Source organism: Thermopirellula anaerolimosa (genome assembly GCF_054657335.1).
This window is the reverse complement of record NZ_BAAHYX010000006.1, coordinates 2534998-2550549: the sequence shown is the minus strand read 5'-3', so window position 1 is coordinate 2550549 and position 15552 is coordinate 2534998. Positions and strand designations below refer to the sequence as shown.

General features: G+C 64.3%; 14 protein-coding genes and 1 pseudogene. 14 read left to right on the top strand and 1 reads right to left on the bottom strand.

Annotated features, from left to right (window positions below):
* Positions 1-58: 58 nt before the first annotated feature.
* The 6 genes and pseudogenes from ACYQ6J_RS15220 to ACYQ6J_RS15195 all read left to right on the top strand — a co-directional run bounded on the left by ACYQ6J_RS15220 (position 59) and on the right by ACYQ6J_RS15195 (position 5487).
* The gene (locus tag ACYQ6J_RS15220) at positions 59-1372 is read left to right on the top strand and encodes an efflux RND transporter periplasmic adaptor subunit (protein ID WP_460185039.1); all 1314 of its coding nucleotides are present in this window, start codon (positions 59-61) and stop codon (positions 1370-1372) included.
* A 13-nt stretch (positions 1373-1385) separates the two neighbouring features.
* Positions 1386-1919 (top strand): annotated as a pseudogene (locus ACYQ6J_RS15215) (efflux RND transporter permease subunit); the annotation flags it as partial.
* 46 nt (positions 1920-1965) lie between these two features.
* Positions 1966-2973 (top strand): efflux RND transporter permease subunit, encoded by a 1008-nt coding sequence (locus ACYQ6J_RS15210; RefSeq protein WP_460185038.1) that lies wholly within the window; start codon positions 1966-1968, stop codon positions 2971-2973.
* A 412-nt stretch (positions 2974-3385) separates the two neighbouring features.
* On the top strand, positions 3386-3796 hold the full coding sequence (locus ACYQ6J_RS15205) for a hypothetical protein (RefSeq protein WP_460185037.1): 411 nt from the start codon (positions 3386-3388) through the stop codon (positions 3794-3796).
* The gene (locus ACYQ6J_RS15200; protein WP_460185036.1) at positions 3753-4718 is read left to right on the top strand and encodes a class I SAM-dependent methyltransferase; all 966 of its coding nucleotides are present in this window, start codon (positions 3753-3755) and stop codon (positions 4716-4718) included. Before ACYQ6J_RS15205 ends, ACYQ6J_RS15200 begins: the two co-directional genes overlap by 44 nt.
* A gap of 364 nt (positions 4719-5082) precedes the next feature.
* On the top strand, positions 5083-5487 hold the full coding sequence (locus tag ACYQ6J_RS15195) for a hypothetical protein (RefSeq protein WP_460185035.1): 405 nt from the start codon (positions 5083-5085) through the stop codon (positions 5485-5487).
* Positions 5488-5542: 55 nt separating this feature from the next.
* On the opposite strand, the gene ACYQ6J_RS15190 is transcribed toward ACYQ6J_RS15195, so the two are convergent.
* Complete coding sequence (locus ACYQ6J_RS15190) at positions 5543-6520, bottom strand: hypothetical protein (protein WP_460185034.1); 978 nt, start codon at positions 6518-6520, stop codon at positions 5543-5545.
* A 271-nt stretch (positions 6521-6791) separates the two neighbouring features.
* On the opposite strand from ACYQ6J_RS15190, the gene ACYQ6J_RS15185 reads away from it, so the two are divergent.
* From ACYQ6J_RS15185 to cyaB, 8 genes are all read left to right on the top strand, one after another.
* On the top strand, positions 6792-7367 hold the full coding sequence (locus tag ACYQ6J_RS15185) for a 3-hydroxyacyl-ACP dehydratase FabZ family protein (protein ID WP_460185033.1): 576 nt from the start codon (positions 6792-6794) through the stop codon (positions 7365-7367).
* 255 nt (positions 7368-7622) lie between these two features.
* A complete protein-coding gene (locus tag ACYQ6J_RS15180; protein ID WP_460185032.1) occupies positions 7623-8372 on the top strand; it encodes a 3-oxoacyl-ACP reductase family protein in 750 nt (249 codons plus the stop codon).
* Between the two features lie 342 nt (positions 8373-8714).
* Entirely contained in the window at positions 8715-9113 is a 399-nt protein-coding gene (locus ACYQ6J_RS15175) for an acyl carrier protein (RefSeq protein ID WP_460185031.1), read from the top strand.
* Positions 9114-9192: 79 nt separating this feature from the next.
* Entirely contained in the window at positions 9193-9699 is a 507-nt protein-coding gene (locus tag ACYQ6J_RS15170) for a 3-hydroxyacyl-ACP dehydratase FabZ family protein (protein WP_460185030.1), read from the top strand.
* A gap of 156 nt (positions 9700-9855) precedes the next feature.
* Entirely contained in the window at positions 9856-11139 is a 1284-nt protein-coding gene (fabF, locus tag ACYQ6J_RS15165; protein WP_460185029.1) for a beta-ketoacyl-ACP synthase II, read from the top strand.
* Positions 11140-11834: 695 nt separating this feature from the next.
* On the top strand, positions 11835-13199 hold the full coding sequence (locus ACYQ6J_RS15160) for a leucine-rich repeat domain-containing protein (RefSeq protein WP_460185028.1): 1365 nt from the start codon (positions 11835-11837) through the stop codon (positions 13197-13199).
* 466 nt (positions 13200-13665) lie between these two features.
* Positions 13666-14925 (top strand): uroporphyrinogen decarboxylase family protein, encoded by a 1260-nt coding sequence (locus tag ACYQ6J_RS15155; RefSeq protein WP_460185027.1) that lies wholly within the window; start codon positions 13666-13668, stop codon positions 14923-14925.
* 22 nt (positions 14926-14947) lie between these two features.
* Complete coding sequence (gene cyaB, locus ACYQ6J_RS15150; protein ID WP_460185026.1) at positions 14948-15514, top strand: class IV adenylate cyclase; 567 nt, start codon at positions 14948-14950, stop codon at positions 15512-15514.
* Positions 15515-15552: the final 38 nt, after the last annotated feature.

Sequence of the window (15552 nt, the reverse complement as noted above, 5' to 3'; positions counted from 1 at the left end):
CGCACCGAGCGACGCACCCCCACACAGCCTTCCCCTGCCCATCGTCTCGGTAAACCCCATGAACCTCTCGACCGAAAAGCGAACGGTCTTCACGGCAGCGCTGGTGGTCACGGCGCTGGTGTTGGGAAGCGTCGGCGGCGGTTACGCCGTTTGGCAATTCTGGCAGCGTCAAGTCGCCGATGCGGAGTTCCTCCGCCGGTCGCTGTCTCAACTCGAGGCTTCCGGCGAAGCGGGAACGGCAAGCCGTCGCGAGTCGCCTCCGGCCTTGATTCGCGTCGCCGCGGCGGAGCGAAAGCCGCTGCAACCGACCCGGGCCATCGTGGGACGACTGACGGAGATCCGCAAGGTCGTGACCGCCGCTGAGGTGGCGGGCAAGATCATCAGCCTGCCGATCGAGGAGGGCACGGAAGTCATCGGCGGACAAACCGTGTTGGCCGAGATCGACGAGGTTTGGTCCCGACTGGCCTTGCGGCAAAGCGAGGCGCAGAAGGAATCCATCCAGGCCCAACTGCAATTCCAAGAACGGGAATGGGAGCGGGTCAAGAATTTGAGCGCCGTGAACGCCGCCACGGAAAGCGAACTGGAACGGGTGCAAGCCGCCCTGGACGAACTGAAGGCTCGACTGGCCGAGACCGAGGCCGTCATCGCGGAGCAACAGGAGCGCCTCGCCCGAGCTAAGCTGGTCGCTCCCTTCGACGGCGTGGTGGTGGCGAAGCAGGCCGAACTGGGCGGCTACGTGACCCCCGGCACGCCCGTGGCGGAATTCGTATCCCGCGGGGAAATCGACGCCCGAATCATGATTCCCGAATCGGCCGTCGAATTGATCACCGTGGGACAACCTTTGAAAATACACGTCGATCCGCTCGATGAGGAATTCGAGGGCACGGTGGTTTCGTTGACGCCGTACGGTCCGGGGGCCTCGCGGACGTTTCCCGCCCGAGTTCGCATGAGCGATCACGGCGGCCGATTGAAGGTGGGCATGAGCGTGACGGCTTGGGTGCCCGTCGCCGCGCAGCGGGACGCCTTGGTGGTCCATCGCGACGCGGTGCTGATTCGCCCCGACGAGTCGTTGGTTTGGGTGGCGGTTCCGGAGGAGCAGGGCGATGCGGCCGAGGTCTTCCCGGTGCCCGTCACCGTGACCGCGCGGACGCGGGACGAGTTCGCCGTGGAACCCGAGACGGAAAACGGGCGGCGCTTGCTGGTCGCCGGCGCCAAGGTGGTGATCGAGGGGGCCGAGCGTTTGTCGGGCGAGACCCAGCGGGTGCGCATCGTGTCGCTCTCCGAGGAAACGACGCCCGGCGGCGGGGATCGGGCGAGCGACGACCCTCCGCGCGGCGAGCAACGCACCTCTCTCGCCGCGTCTCCGCGGTAGGGAGCCATCCGACTTGGACTTTATCCGATTCTCCATCCAAAACCCGGTCAAAGTCGCCGTGGGGGTGATCCTGATCATCCTCTTCGGCCTGCTGGCGCTCCGCGCGGTGCCGGTGCAACTCGTTCCCGACGTCGATCGACCGGTGGTCTCGGTCAGCACTTCCTGGCCGGGGCGCAGTCCGGAAGAGATCGAGAAAACGATCCTCATCGAGCAGGAGGAGAAGCTGAAGACGCTTCCCGGCCTCTACAAGATGTACTCGTCGGCGGAGTTGGGACGGGGCTTCATCACGCTGGAGTTTCAAGTCGGGTTCGACATGGGCCGGGCCTTGCAGGAGACCGCCGCCCGACTCGACGAAGTGCCATCCTATCCGGAGGACGTGGAGCGTCCGGTGATTCGTGCCGCCGATTCGGCCGGCGAGGACGCCATCGCCTACTGCCTGATCCAAGCGGAGGACCCCGCCTTCGAGATGGCCCGCTTCTACGACTACGCCGATCGCTTCGTCAAACCGGCGATCGAGCGGATCCCGGGCGTGGCGGAAGTGACCATCTACGGCGGGCGACTTCAATTTTCAGGGCGACAACATCGATCTGATCTTGATCCGCGACCCCGGCCTTCCCCTTTCGCCCGACGAAATCGCCGACCTGCCGATCTCCGTCCGCGAGAAGGACGGGGACCGCGTCGTCGTCCCCTTGGGCCAGGTGGTCCGCTTCGTCCGCGCCGACGCTTCGCAGTCGATACGCCGGGCGGAACAGCGGCGGGCCGTGGCCTTCACCGTCAACCCGCCGCCGGAGGTCGCCCTGGAGCAGGCGCAAAACCGCATCCTGGAATTGGTCGAGGAGTGCCGGCGCGAGGGCGGCATGGCCGGCGACGTGCAGGTGACCATGTCCGGCAACGCCGATAAGCTGACGCAGGTGCGCACCGCCTTGCTGGGACACTGGACCGGCTGGAACTACGAATCCCTCATGAGCGTCGGCTTCAGCCGCTTCTTCCTGGCGTTGTTGATCAGCTACCTGTTGATGGCCGCCCTTTTCGAGAGCTTCCTCTATCCCTTCGTCATCATGTTCAGCGTGCCGCTGGCTACCTTGGGCGGATTCATCGGGTTGCGGTTGGTCCGCCACCTGGAACCGAGCCAGCAACTCGACACCTTGACCATGCTCGGTTTCATCATCCTGATCGGCGTGGTGGTGAACAACGCCATCCTACTGGTGCATCAAGCGCTCAACTTTATGCGCGGCATCGGGGAGGGGGAAGAGCGATCGTTCGCACCGCTGCCCGCCCGCGAGGCCATCCGGCAGTCGGTCCAAACGCGGATCCGGCCCATCTTCATGACGACCGCCACGAGCGTTTTCGGCATGTTGCCGCTGGTCTTGTCGCCCGGTCCCGGGAGCGAGTTGTATCGCGGATTGGGCGCGGTGGTGGTCGGCGGCTTGACCTGCTCAACCTTGTTCACCTTGATCCTGGTCCCGCTCCTCTTCAGCCTGACCATGGACGCCAAGGATGCGGTAACGGGGCTGTTTTCCGGCGGGAGGCGTCGCGACGAAGAGCCTGCCCCGGCGCCGCGACGTCAACCCTCCGCGGAAGAGGCCCTCACGCCAATCTAGAGCCGCCGGCGTAAGCTGGTGGTGGAGCGAATAATTCACGCGCATCCTGGAGCCACCAGCGTTAGCTGGCGGTGCCCGCAGTGGTAAACCCTGGGTAGCGTGAAAACACCTCGGGCTTACGCCCGAGGCTCCAGATTATCGTTCTGCCACCGCCGGCTTACGCCCGAGGCTCCATTTTTTCGACGCCAGCGCGCAAATGTCTCCTGCGCCATCGCGCAAACCCCAGAGCCACCAGCGTTAGCTGGTGGTGGAGCGAACAATCCACGCGCGTCCTGGAGCCACCAGCGTTAGCTGGTGGTGTTCGCGTCGGCGCGACTCCCCCCATCGGGCCGAGGTCGCCCAGCGATTTCCTTCGTTCTTCCTTGCACGCTCGCCGCGCCGCCCGCATACTAATCGGTAGCGAGTGCTTCCCATGGCCGTGATCTGTCCCCGGTGTGGTGCCGCGTACGACATCACGCTGTTCCAGTTCGGACGTTGCGTGGAATGCGAGTGCGGCGGTTGGCTGGACTTGCGGTCGGGCCATACGCTGCCGCACGGTACCCGTGCCGAAGGAGGCTTTCCGATGGCCGAGATCCCCGTGGGAAAGGTGTCGCACTATTTCAGCCACTTGCACGTGGCGGCGGTGGAGTTGAGCGAAGGCGGCCTGTCGGTGGGCGATGTGATCCACATCAAGGGCCACACCACCGATTTCGTCCAGCCCGTCACCTCGATCCAGGTCGAGCACCAATCGGTGCAGACCGCCGGACCGGGACAATCGGTGGGAATTGAAGTCCGGGACCATGCCCGAGAGCACGACGTCGTCTACAAGGTCGTCGCCGATTGACCGTCCCGACGAGGGCTGGGAGGAACTGGCGCGCGGCGCTTTGGCCGATTGGCCCGACTACGAGTTGCTGGACTTCGGCGCAGGTCGTCGGCTGGAGCGATTCGGCCCGTGGGTGACGGATCGGCCCGCCGCGGGGGCGAAACAGCCCAAGGCAAATCCCGAACGTTGGGCCTCGGCTCATGCCCGCTATCAGGGAGCCCGCAGCGGTGACGGCGCTTGGCTGCGGCGGGAGAATCCGCCCGACGCTTGGACCGTCGCCTGGCGCGACCTGCGCTTCGAGTTGAGGCCCTGCCCGTCGGGTCAGGTCGGCCTGTTTCCCGAGCACGCCGTGGATTGGGCCGTGATCCGGTCGCTGTTGCGGTCTTCGGCGGGAAAGCGGGTATTGAATCTTTTCGCCTACACGGGCGGGGCGACGTTGGCCGCCGCTCAGGCCGGCGCCGAAGTGTTCCACGTCGACGCCGCCCGAAACATGGTCGCCTGGGCCGCCCGCAATGCCGAACTCTCCGGCCTCCGCGACGCCCCCGTCCACTGGATCGTGGAGGACGCCTGGAAGTTCGTCCGCCGCGAACTGCGACGCGGCAACGGCTATTTCGGCGTGCTGCTCGATCCGCCGTCCTACGGTCACGGACCGCGGGGCGAGTCCTTTCAGTTCGCGCGGCACGTCTCCTCGCTGCTGCAAAGTTGCTTGGACCTGTTGGACGACGAGGGCTTCCTGCTTTTCACCAGCCACACGCCCGGCTTTGGACCGCGCCGCCTGACCGGCCTGCTGCACGACCTCCGCCCCAGGCTTTGGCAGACCGGTCGGGTCCGCGTCAAGACTTTGCGGATTCCCGCCGCGACGGGCCTGGCTCTGGATTGCGGGACGCTCGTCGCCTGGTGGTCCGACGGCTTGGAAGAGCAGTTTCGCCGCCGCGATCCCTGAACCGCGGCGCTGCGATAAGGCCGGGATCACCTGAACTCGTCCCAGACGAAGTCGTTCTCCAGCGGCCGATGGGCACCGCCCTCGCCGGCTTCGACCAAAACGGCCGACGGCAATGATTTTTTGGTCAAACGCCCGCTACGCCGCAACGGAACGCCGCCCCAAGAACTGGGCCGGCAACGGTCACGCTTCGGGTTGCTCACTGCGAACCTAAGGCCTTATAATGATTCCCGTGCCGGCGATCGAACGATCGTCCGCGCATGTGCAAGGGTGCGGTGTTGGAACCCAACGGTTCGTGCCGCAGGGTGTGGAATGGTCGGGCCGCCATTCGGAATCTCCGCCGTAGCGCGAAGCCCCGAGACGCATCATGGCCGACCCAAAAACGCACAAATCCAAAGCCGCTCCCGCCCCTTCGCCCGAAACATCCGCCGAAGCGCCGCAACCCTCGCCGGAAGCGCCGGCACCCGAACCGATGGGCGGGTGCCTGCTGCGTTTGTATTGGATGATCGGCGGCTTTTTGATCGCCGTCTTGGCGGGCGTCTCCGTGGTCCATCATCAGGGCGGATTCTCCGGCGTCGATGTCCTCTATTGGGCGGCCATCTTGGGCGTCCCCGTCGCACGCTATGTGGACATGCAACGATTCCACGGGCGCCGGGCCGACGGTGAACCGATGACCCTCGCCGATTGGCGGCGGTTCACGATCGCGGTCCTAATCGGCGGCCTGATCGGCTGGGTGATCATTCACTGGGTACGAATTCAAGCGTTGCTGTAACCGCCGAGCATCGCCCGCGGCGGCGCGCCGGATTGGCCCGGACCTCGCCGGCAACTCATGAGCCGATGCTCCCACCGCCGATCTCGGCCATATATTCTCGATACCGCGCCACGGCCTGTTCGTCGCTCAGCGATGGGGCAATCACAAGCCGCGCGCGAGCGGCGACCGTTCGGCCCGCCTTCAGGTCCTCGCCGAAAAGCGAAAGGTAGATCGATCGGTGCCCTTCTCCGCGATAGGGCATGGCGACCGCGAAGCAGTCTTCCGTCGGGGCCATCAACACCCCCGCCAACCCCGACTCCGCGTCCCGCCGCACGACCAACGGGAAGGCGTACCGGGGCATGATGCGCCACTGCACGGGATGCGGTTCGCGGAGCCAGCGACCGTCTTGGATGATCGCGACGGCATTCTGGTCGCGCGGATACATCTGCCACACACCGAACCGCTCTTCGGCAAGCAGAAAGCCGTCCCGGTCGCCGGTCTCCGGGCAGGCCGCAACGTACGCGTAGGGGTCGGCGAATCCTTGGAAGTACGAAGCCAAAAACGACTCGAAACGTTTCAAATCCTTGGCCGCCGTCACGGTGGTCACAATATCCAACGTGTCCGGCTTGCTCCAGCGATACAGCACTTGCAAATCGAAGGGGTGGGCGTCGTCGCGCGTCCAGCGTGCCCGCACGGCGCCGTCCTCGATCTCGGCCACCGACCCGGGCCAATCCCAGGCCGCAACGCCGTAACGGGCATCGGCATCCAAGAGGCGGTAGTGCGAGCACAAACCGTACTGCCCAGCCAAGTCGCGGTCGCTCGATCGGTGGCGGACGGGCGACAGGCCGATGGGCCTTCCCCCGGGACGCAGCGTGCCGGACAGTTCGCCCGTGTCAAAGGCAAAACCGCCCTCACCCGCGCGGAACGAGAGAGCGGTGCCGGCGGTCGGTTCCGCGAAGGCGGATCTCCGTACGCCGCAGACGAGTCCGCCCAGCACAAATCCCGAACACTTCAGCCAGCTACGTCGCGTGGAGCGCCGAATTGGGTGAGACATCGCGGGAACCTCCGCCGAATCGAGACCGTTCAGGATGCTTGCCCACGGCGGCAAACCGTGGAACGCCGTGAGCATACCGCGATGTCGCGGCGATTGCGATATCCGGCTCCGCGCGCCGCTCCCGTGAGCCGGCGCGGTGGACAAACCTCAAGCGACGTGGGTAACATCCCGTCTCAGTCGGCGTTGTGGGAATCATGGAAAAACTTTATACTTAGAGGTCTGAATTTCTCGTTCGTACTCAGATTACCCATTTTATCCATCGAGCGAATCCATGCGGTTCAGCCTGATAGATCGGATTTTGGAATTGGAGCCGGGGCGCCGCATTCGGGCGGTGAAGGCGCTGTCGCTGGCGGAAGAGTACCTCTCGGACCATTTTCCCAAATTTCCGGTCTTGCCGGGCGTGCTGATGTTGGAGGCACTTACGGAATCGGCCGCCTGGTTGATCCGCGCGTCGGAGGATTTCGCTCACAGCATTGTGGTCCTGAGGGAGGCCAAACGCATTCGCTACGGCCAGTTCGTAGAGCCTGGGCAACTACTTTATTTGACGGCCGAGATCGTCTCTCAGGACGAAAGAATCACCGAATGCAAGGCCGAAGGCCGACTGGAAGACCGCCTCGCCGTCAGCGGAAAAATCTACCTGGAGCGGTACAATCTGGCGGAGCGGAATCCCGATCTCGCTCGCGTGGACCGTTCCGTGGTGAAGGACATGCGTCAATTGTTCGACGTCCTTTGGCCGGTCCCGGCGCGCAATCTCAGCGGTTCCGCCGGTTCCGTCGCGGGCGAGAGCGAGGGCTTGCAAAACGGGATGTCGAGCGCAGCGGCGACGACGTCTCGCGCCGAAGGCTGAGAGCGCCCGAGACGAGAGCGCGACCGGGCGGCGACCGACGGCGGATTACGGTATTCGCGAAGGAACCGAAGAATCGTGGCGGACTGAACCGCCCCGGATAGCGGCAAACCGTGGTCGGTCCGGTAAACTCACCCCGGTCGAGGTACCGATAAGTACATTTCCGTGCAAGAGATCCGCGACCAGGCCCGGCGGCGGTCCGGGCCGAACCGAAACGGATAACGGTAATCAACGAAGCTCAGCAGGAAGGTTTCACCCGTGGTCGAAGGCAAAATCGCCATTGTGACGGGAGGCAGTCGCGGGATCGGTCGGGCGTGCGTGCTGGACCTGGCTCGATGCGGCGCCGAAGTGTGGTTCGTCTATCAAAGCAGCCAAGAGGCCGCCGAAAAATTAGCCGCCGAAGTCGCCGAACAGGGGGGGCAAGCTCACCCCGTCCAAGCCGACGTCCGCGACTTCGAGCGCGTGCAGCAAATCGTGGACGGCGTTTTGGCCGAGCGCTCGCGGATCGATATCTTGGTCAATTCGGCCGGCATCGTCCGCGACGGCCTGCTGGGAACCATGACGGTTGAGCAATGGGCCGAGGTCATCGCCACGAATCTGACCGGCACGTTTCATTTTTGCCGGGCGGTGGCACAGGCCATGATTTCGCAGCGGGCGGGAAGCATCGTCAACCTCTCCAGCACGGCGGCGGAGTTTTCCTCCCGCGGACAAGTGAACTATGCGGCCAGCAAGGGCGGCATCAACGGCCTGACCCGGGCCATGGCCAAGGAAATGGCGCCCCGCCGCGTACGCGTCAATGCCGTCGCCCCCGGCATGATCGATACCGACATGAGCGCGGCCGTCCGCGGACTCGTGGGCGACAAAATCAAAGACATGATCCCCATCCGCAGGATCGGCACGCCGGAAGAGGTCGCCAAAGTCGTCACCTTCCTGGCGAGCGATGCCGCATCGTACATCACGGGCCAGGTCCTCCGCGTGGATGGAGGACTCAGTTTAGGGGGGTATTAATTACCACGAAATAATCGGTTGCCGATTGGGACCCGTCGAAAACAAAACCGGCTGTTGCTAGGATAGGAAGTTTGATACCGTATTGCCGACAGTCGCGATGCGGAAATCATTGCCGCGGAAGCCGCCGGGGCCGCACCGGTGTTCGAGGCAGTATATGCAACCTATATAGAATCCGGCACAGTGCGTGAATCCCGCTCCAGGCCATCAACATCAAACGATTTCCGGATCGCCGGTTTGTCGCTTTTTCGACGCCCTCCAAAGGTAAGGTGTGCCGGGTCATTCCCGACAACACGGAGTCATTTGCGGAGCTTTTAGGTTTCTGAAATCGCAAGGGAGAACACAATGACGACCCCCAGTAAGGAGGAGATTTTCGAAAAGGTCCGCGACGTCTTGGTGGACGCCTTGGCCGTGGACGAGGACGAAGTCAAACCGGAGTCCACTTTGGTGGGGGATTTGGGCGCGGAGTCGATCGACTTTTTGGACATCGTCTTCAAGCTCGAAAAGACTTTCAACATCAAGATTCCCCGCGGCGAATTGTTCCCCGAGGACATCATGACGAACCCGGACTACGTGAAGGACGGAAAATTCACGGAGGCCGGATTGGCGGAACTGCGGAAGCGGATGCCGTTCGCCGAACTCGATCAATTCGCCCAAAATCCGCTGGTGCAGGACTTCGCCAATCTGTTGACGGTAGCGGATATGTGCCGTTTCGTGGAGAGCAAGTTGAAACAGGCGGCGTGAGGGCGGCACGGTCGGCGATCGAGGCCGACCCCGGTTTCAAGCACCTAATTCCCTTCGCAAGGAATCATCGAGGTCGGCCATGCGTTGGTATTGGATCGATCGTTTCGTCGCCTTCGAGAGCGGTCGCATGGCCAAGGCCGTCAAAAACGTATCGCTTGCGGAGGAACACCTGCACGACCACTTTCCCGGCTTTCCGGTGATGCCCAACGTCTTGGTGATCGAGGGCGTGGCCCAAACCGGCGGATTGCTGGTGGGGGAGCACAACGGGTTTCGGGAAAAGGTCGTCTTGGCCAAGGTGCAAAAGGCGGTGTTCCACTGCGAAGCGGTGCCGGGCGACACGCTGCTGTACACCGCGATCGTGGAAAGCATCCACCCGCACGGCGCTGCCGTCAAGGCCACCAGTCACAAGGGCGACGTCCTGCAAGCCGAGTTGGAGTTGGTGTTCGCCCATCTCCGCTCCGACGTGGGCGGTCGGGAGTTGTTCGAGGCCGGCACGTTGACCCACATGATGCGCATCTTGCGCGCTTACGAAGTGGGGGTGGCGGCGGACGGTTCGCCGTTGCGAGAACCGGACCAAAATGCGTGAAACCCGCCCGGAGACCGTGCCGCACGCGGACGCGGCGGACCTCCGCGGCGACGCTCGCCAATGCCGCGCCGGTCGTCGCCTCCGAGTTTGCGCCGCGGAAACGGATCGGGGCGTGCCGTGGTGAGGGTACCTGAGGCGTAATCGGAGTTCATCGGTATGAGACGCCGCGTTGTTGTCACCGGCATGGGTTTCGTCACACCGCTCGGCGATGATCTGGAGACCGTTTGGCGGCGGTTGCTGAACGGCGAATCGGGGATCGACTATACGACCCTCTTCGACGCGAGCAACTTCCCCACCAAGATCTCGGCGGAAGTCAAGAACTGGGATATCTCCGCCGTCGGCGAGCATCCCGAGGATTGGCGTTTTCGCGGGCGGCATACCCGGTTCGCGGTGGGCGCGGCGAAGAAGGCCTGGTGGGACTCCGGCTTGGATGAGTCCAAACTCGATCCGACACGGTTCGGCGTGTACACGGGCAGCGGCGAGGGCCAGCAGGACTTCGACCGCTTCACGCGGATGATGATGGCAGCCCTCACCGACGACGGCCTGGACGTGGTCAAGTTCGTGCAAAAAGGGCTGGAAATCCTCAATCCGATCGAGGAATTGGAGCAGGAACCGAACATGCCCGCGGCCCATCTGGCCGCCCTGTTCAACGCCCAAGGCCCCAACATCAACTGCCTGACCGCCTGCGCCGCCAGCAGCCAAGCGGTGGGCGAGGCGACCGAGATCATCCGCCGCGGCGAAGCCGACGTCATGCTCTCCGGCGGCACGCATACCATGATCCACCCCTTCGGCGTGACGGGCTTCAACCTGCTCACCGCCCTGAGCACGCAGAACGATCCGCCGCATAAGGCCTCGCGACCGTTCGACCTCAATCGGGACGGTTTCGTACTGGGCGAAGGCGCCGCCATGCTGATCCTGGAGGAACTGGAGCACGCGCGGCGTCGCGGGGCGAGAATCTACGGCGAAATCATCGGCTACGGCACCACCGCCGACGCCTACCGCATCACGGACGCCCATCCCGAGGGACGCGGCGCGATCCGCTGCATGCGGATGGCCCTGGAGGACGCCGACATCGCCGGGGAGGACGTCCATTACATCAACGCCCACGGTACCAGCACCGTCGTCAACGACAAGGTCGAAACCCTCGCCATCAAACAGGTCTTCGGCGACTACGCCTACAAACTGCCCGTCTCCAGCACCAAGAGCATGATGGGCCACCTGATCGCGGCGGCGGGGGCCACCGAATTGATCGTTTGCCTGTTGGCCATTCGCGACAACGTCCTGCCGCCGACCATCAACTACGAAACCCCGGACCCGGACTGCGACTTGGACTACGTCCCCAACACGGCCCGCGAGTCCCGTTGCGACACGGCCCTGAACAACAGCTTCGGTTTCGGCGGCCAAAACATCTCGCTGTTGGTGCGACGATTCACCGGCTGAGACCGCACGTTCTCCCCCGCCGGAAAAGTTTGCCGCGCGACTTTAAGCATTGGGGTGACGTCGTCGCCTCGGCGAATCCGCCGCATCGGTCGGCCGACTCAACGCCGAAGAATTCCCTAGGCGGCTCGCATCGCGGCGGGCCGATTCGTGAATTCTCGAAAGAGGCGGCCACTGCCGGAGCGGAATGTCGATCCTCGCGATTCAAGCGGCGCTCATTTTGGGCTTTCTCCTTCTTGTCGGCGTCGCCGGGGCCGTCGTCCTCATTCGCCGGTAGGCTTGCCCGCCGGTAGAGACGCCTCCGCTTCCGCCGCCGACGCCCCGATCCTTCGACGCGCGAGTCGCAGGCGCGACCGAGCGGTTGGAGGGCGCCGGGCCGACCATGCCGCACCGCGCGGCCCATCCGGCCGAGGTGGACTCCCGCGGCGCGCTGCCGCATTCAATCTCGCAGGTGCCGGACGGACACACCCCCCGTTTGCGGTTCCACACCGATTGTTGTACCGTAAGGTATGCGCGGTATTGGAGCGCCGAGGCTCGAGAGGGGGCGGGCGATCGGGCCGAGATGCTCGCTCCAAGGGCGCGGCCGACCCGTGCCGCCCGCGAATCGTTCTCCGCCCTTTCGCCGGTCGGGCCGCCACCCCTTCGGCGGACGCGGCCACCTTACCCTAACCCACCTAGCACCCCGGGAGCCGGTCTCGATGCAAGCACGTTCTCCGTTCGGTTGGATCATCGTTGCGACCGCACTCACCCTCTTTGTCGGTTGTCCCAAACCGCAACAGCCGGAGGAAAAACCGACCCCCAAAGCCGCGGATCAGGGCGCTGCGGCACAACCGGCGGAAACGCCCGAGGCGGCCCCGGCCCAGACCGTGGACCCCGCCCTGATCGCGGAGGTCGTCGCCCGGGTCCAAGAGCGCGGCGGCAAAGTCCGACTGGAGAACGACGGCAAGGTCCTCAAGGCGGTCGATCTCTACGGACGGCAGGCGCGCGACGAGGACGTCGCCCTGATCGTCCAGGTGCCCACCATCGAGGAACTGATCCTCTGGGGGGCCGAAGTCACCGATGCCGGAGTGCGGGAATTGCCCAAGCTCCCCGGCCTGGTCAAGCTGACCCTGGAAAACACCAGCATCACCAACGAAGGGGCCCAGGTGCTGGGCGAACTGAAAACCCTCCGTTCGCTCAACCTCCGCCGCAGTACCAACCTCACCGACGACGCCCTGGCCTTCACGGAAAAGTTGCCCGACTTGACCGAACTCATCCTGCTGTACAACAACTTCACCGATAACGCCCTGCCCTACATCGGCAAGCTGACGAAGTTGCGGGCACTCGACCTGCGGGGTTGCGTGTTGATCACCGATCGGGGATTGGAGTCGCTGAGGGATCTCAAGGAATTGCGGGCGATCAAGCTCCGCAATCAGGCCTCCGTGACCGACGCCGGAATGGCGATTTTGAGCACGCTGCCCAATCTCCAAGACCTTACGCTGGAGGACTCCGGCATCTCCGATCTCGGCCTGGACGAGATCGCCAAACTGACCGGCCTGACGAGCCTGAATCTGATGCGGAGCTACGGCGTCACCGACGCGGGGCTTCCCAAGCTCAAACCGTTGGGCAAACTGCGGCGGTTGTTCCTCCGCGGCCTGTACATCAACGCCAACGGCCTGAAGGAATTGGAACTGCCCGAATTGGTCGAACTGGACCTGGCCGAGACGAGCGCGGACGATGTCACGGCGGAGGCCGTCGCCCGATTCGCCAAGCTGGAAAACTTGGACCTGTGGCATACCAAGATCACGGACGCCGGCCTGGCCCATCTCGCCAAACTCAGCAACCTGACCGCGCTCAACTTGGTCGGCACGCCCGTCACGGACGCCGGGTTGGCCCATCTCACGGCATTGAAGAACTTGCGGACGTTGGCCCTCGATGAGTGCAACGGCGTTACGGATGCGGCCGCGGAGCACCTGGGGCAGATGACGGGCCTGAAGGAACTCAGCTTGGGCAAGAGCGGCTTCACGCAAAGCGGCGTTGCGAAGCTCCGCGAGGCCCTGCCCGACTGCAAGATCACGTTCTGACGCCGACCGGCGCCTCTGAAGACGCAACCCCGAGCCACCAGCGTAAGCTGGTGGCGGCATCGCTACGATTCCACATCTGGAGCCACCAGCGTGAGCTGGTGGTAAGATTCCTGGAGCCACCAGCGTGAGCTGGTGGTGCATCCTGGGTGGCGCCCAAACACCGCCGGCTTACGCCGGCGGCTCCCTTATTCAGGTTGGGCCGCGCGCGTGAAATATGAGAGCCGCCGGCGTAAGCCGGCGGTGGAGTACGACGGCGCGGCATGGAGCCGTAAGCCGGCGGTGAAACCCGGCGCGCAAGCTGCCGCTTTCGCAATCCGTCGCCGGAAGAACCTGAGACCTCGCGGGTTTTGGCTCGGCGCATTTGTCGGGTACAATGGGGCATGGTAATTCCCCTCCGGCGGAGAGAGGCGGACCAACCCGGCAGGTCCGACGGCGGGGCGACTCAGGCGAAGGGAGCGTGCGAATCATGACGGGTCGGGAACGCGTGCTGGCCGCCTTGGAGCATCGCGAAGCGGATCGCGTGCCGATCGATTGCGGCGGACATCGTTCGTCGGGAATCGCCGCCGTGGCCTACGCCAAATTGCGGCGGCATCTGGGACTTCCCGAGCGCCCGATCCGCGTCTATGATCCGATCCAACAACTGGCCGTGATCGACGAGGACGTGCTGGATCGCTTCGGGATCGATACGATCGAACTGGGCCGCGCCTTCGCCCTGGAGGACGAGCACTGGGTCGATTGGGTCCTGCCCGACGGCACGCCCTGCCAAATGCCGCGCTGGGCCGCCCCCGAACGCGGCAACGGCGAGTGGCTGCTTCGCGGCCCGACGGGCAAGGTTTTGGGACGCATGCCTGACGGGGCCCTCTACTTCGAACAGTGCTACTGGCCCTTCTTGGAGCGCGACGACCCGGACCACGCCGCGGAGGCCTTGGCGGACACCATCTGGTGCGGCATCGCTTCGCCGCCGGGACCGCTCGTCGAGGGACCGGAGGGCACGCAGCGGCTTCGAGAAGGGGCGCGGCGTCTCCGCGAAAGCACGGACCGCGCCATCATCGGCCTGTTCGGCGGCAATCTCTTGGAGTGCGGCCAATTCCTCTATCGCAACGACAACTTCTACATGCTGTTGGCGGGCGATCCCGATCGGGCCGAACGCGTCCTCGACAACCTGACCGAAAGTCACCTCAAGAACCTCGAGACCTTCCTAGGCGCGGTGGGCCCGTATATCGACGTCATCCTTTTCGGCGACGACTTGGGCATGCAGAGCGGCCCGCAAATCTCCCCGCGGATGTATCGCCGACTGTTCAAGCCGCGGCATGCCGCGATGTGGCGGCGGGCCAAGGAACTGGCGCCGGTCAAGGTCATGCTGCACTGCTGCGGAGGCGTTCGGGAACTGCTCGACGATCTGATCGACGCCGGCTTGGACGCCATCAATCCCGTGCAGATTTCCTGCAAGGGCATGGACCCCGCCGGCTTGAAACGCGACTTCGGCTCGCGAATCACGTTTTGGGGCGGGGGATGCGACACCCATCGCGCTCTCGCCTTCGGCACGCCCGACGAGATTCGCGAACATGTGCTGAGCCAAATGGCGATTCTGGCGCCGGGCGGAGGATTCGTATTCCAGCAGGTGCACAACATTCTGGCCGACGTCCCCCCGCGGAATATCGAAGCCATGTTCGACGCGGCCTCGGAGTTCCGCTACGCGGCGACCGATTCCGCGGCATCCCGATGAGCAACGCACGAGGGTTTGAATCGTGTCCTATGAAGTGGAATTGAAATACCCGGTGAGCGACGCCGCGGACTTGGAATCCAAGATCGAGGCGCTGGAACCGGAGCGGACGATGGTGCGGGAGGAATTCGACGTCTATTTTTCGCACCCCGCCCGCGACTTCCGTCAAACCGACGAGGCCCTCCGCATGCGCCGCGTGGGTCAGCGGTGTTCGCTGACCTACAAAGGCCCCAAGATCGATACCACGAGCAAGACGCGGCGGGAAATCGACCTGTCGCTTCCGCCCGGCTTGCGGATGTTCGACGAGTGGGCCGAATTGCTCTCGGCGCTGGGCTTCGAACCGGTGGCCGAGGTGAAAAAACTCCGCCGCAAACTGTGGATCAAGTGGCAAGGTCTGCCGGTGGAAATCTCGCTCGATCATGTGGAGGGAGTGGGGCGGTACGTGGAACTGGAGACCTTGGCGGAAGAGGAGGATGTGCCCGCCGCCCGCGCCAAGCTGGAGGAATTGGCGGCGCACTTGGGCCTGAAGGACTCGGAGCGCCGCAGCTATCTGGAACTGCTTTTGGAAAAGCGCGGCCGATGCGAAGGCTAGCGTGCTCACCGCGACGCGGCGCCGGAGGGAATTGCCGA